This window comes from Arachidicoccus sp., assembly GCF_050436765.1.
In the GTDB taxonomy this organism is placed as follows: Bacteria; Bacteroidota; Bacteroidia; order Chitinophagales; family Chitinophagaceae; genus Arachidicoccus.
In genome coordinates this window covers 1-2,363 of sequence record NZ_JBNQGD010000130.1, presented here as the reverse complement: position 1 = coordinate 2,363, position 2,363 = coordinate 1, and the positions used below count along the sequence as shown (strand labels likewise).

Annotated in this window: 2 protein-coding genes; both read left to right on the top strand. The window is 37.1% G+C overall.

The window, feature by feature from the left end:
• On the top strand, nucleotides 1-1,529 hold a 1,529-nt coding region (locus ACQR30_RS05560; RefSeq protein WP_429732455.1), incomplete at its 5' end, for an ABC transporter ATP-binding protein.
• Nucleotides 1,530-1,576: 47 nt separating this feature from the next.
• Nucleotides 1,577-2,363: ABC transporter transmembrane domain-containing protein (locus ACQR30_RS05555; RefSeq protein ID WP_429732452.1), on the top strand; the 787-nt coding region annotated here is incomplete at its 3' end.

The following is a 2,363-nucleotide window of genomic DNA, read 5'->3' as shown; positions in this document are numbered from 1 at the left end:
CTTTTATATTCTTATTTTCCTATATAGAAACTGTGATTCAGACCTATGCTTCAGAGAAAGTGGCACGCGATCTTCGGAAGAAATTATCTGATAAAATTTCTAAACAGACCTACTCTTATATTGATGAAGCAAACCCTAATATTTTGCTTACCAATTTAACTTCAGATGTTGATGCTATCAAAACCTTTGTATCCCAGGCTATCGTATCTATCGTTTCGTCGATTGTATTGATTATCGGGGCTTCTATATTGTTAATTAATATAAATTGGAAATTAGGCCTGTTGGTGATATTGATTATTCCCGTTATTACGATTTCGTTTTTTGTTATTTTTAGAAAGGTAAAATCACTTTTTAAAAGGTCACAAGGGATATTGGATAGGTTAAACAAAATTATCAATGAAGCTATTCTGGGTTCTGCTTTAATTCGTGTTCTCAACGCGCAATTTTCAGAATATAATAAGTTTATAGACGCGAGCGGAGAAGCAAAAAATATCGGCCTTGGAATTTTGCGCCTATTTGCCACTTTGGTACCTATCATTGTTTTCACTTCTAACATGGCAGTTCTGCTGGTGTTGGCTATGGGTGGACATTTTGTAATTGCAGGAACAATGACATTGGGAGAGTTCGCGGCGTTTAATAGTTATATTTCCATTCTTATATTTCCGATTTTGATTATTGGATTTATGAGCAATATTATTGCACGCGCATCTGCATCTTACGGGAGAATTTATCAAATATTGGATGCACCGGATACTTTTGAGGGCGGTGATTTCTCGAAGGAGTTAGACGGTGAAATTGAGGTCAAAAATATTACATTGACTTTTGGTGAAAAAGCTGTACTGAGAAATGTTTCTTTTAATGTGAAAGCGCACTCGCGTACTGCTATTATTGGCCCGACGGCGGCGGGGAAAACGCAACTGCTATATGCGCTCACAACGCTTATTAAACCTCAGACAGGAGAAATATCTTATGATGGGGTGGCTATAGAAAAATACGACCAGGAAGTTCTGCTAAGACAGATAGGGCTTGTGTTTCAAGATGCCATTATATTTAATATGACACTGCGTGAAAACATTGCATTCAACGCAGATGTTACAGAAGATGCTTTCCAAAAAGCCATTGATACGGCTGAACTCAAAGATTTTATTAGCAGTTTGCCGGATGGGCTAGATAGCATTGTCTCTGAACGTGGAAATAGCCTTTCAGGCGGTCAAAAACAACGGATTATGTTGGCCCGAGCCTTAGCGGGAAACCCTAAAATCTTACTGCTTGATGAGTTTACTGCGAGGGTTGATAGAAATACAGAACAAAGAATCTGGAAAAATGTAGAACGAAATTACCCTGGAATTACCCTGCTTTCTATTACGCAAAACCTAGCTCCGGTCGAAGATTATGAACAGATTATTCTATTAATGGAAGGCGAAGTTTTGGCTATTGGCAAGCACGAAGTCTTATTAAAATCTTGTCCAGAATATATTCAGATTTATCAATCTCAGCAAAGTATGACTGCTTACGAAGTGGGAGTTTAAAACGATGGGGTTCAATTGTCACAACTGTTAATATAAGAATACAAACAATGGATTATAATTTAAATAAAAAACAAGAAACTTCAACTCGCGCGGCGTTAAAAAAGATGCTTGTTTTTATGCATGATGAGAAACGGAGCTTGATGATAGCATTTCTTGTAATGATATTGAATGCTGGGATTTCTATGCTCACTCCTTATATCATTGGTTATACAATTGATCATTATATTCAGACGAAACAATATCAAGGATTAATTAATTTTTCAGCGTTGTTATTTGGCCTCTATGTAGTCTGGGCTGGTACACAGTATGCACAAACCCAGCTAATGGGAAGCATTGGTCAGCGCATGCTGTACGCTTTACGTAATGAGGTCTTCAATAAGTTACAACAATTGCCGGTGGCGTTTTTTAATCAAAACAAATCTGGTGATTTAATATCAAGAATCAATAACGATACCGATAAGGTAAATCAGTTTTTCTCGCAGTCGCTGATGCGTTTTGTAAATAGTATTTTTTTGATGATTGGTGCGGCCGCTTTTATGCTCAGTATACATTTAGAGTTGGGTGCGACAACGCTAATTCCGGCGGTGTTTATTTTACTTTTTGTATTGGTAATTTCTCCTTGGGTAAAAAAGAAAAATGCGGTCAGTCTAAAAAGCTCTGGGGGATTGAGCGCGCAGATTCAGGAGAGTTTACAAAATTTTAAAACCATCATCACTTTTAATCGCAGGGATTATTTTCGTAAACGTTTTGATGAGGCTAATTATGATAATTATAAATCCTCGATTGTTGCAGGCTTGTCCAACGGATTATTTGCACCGGTCTTTACATTATTTT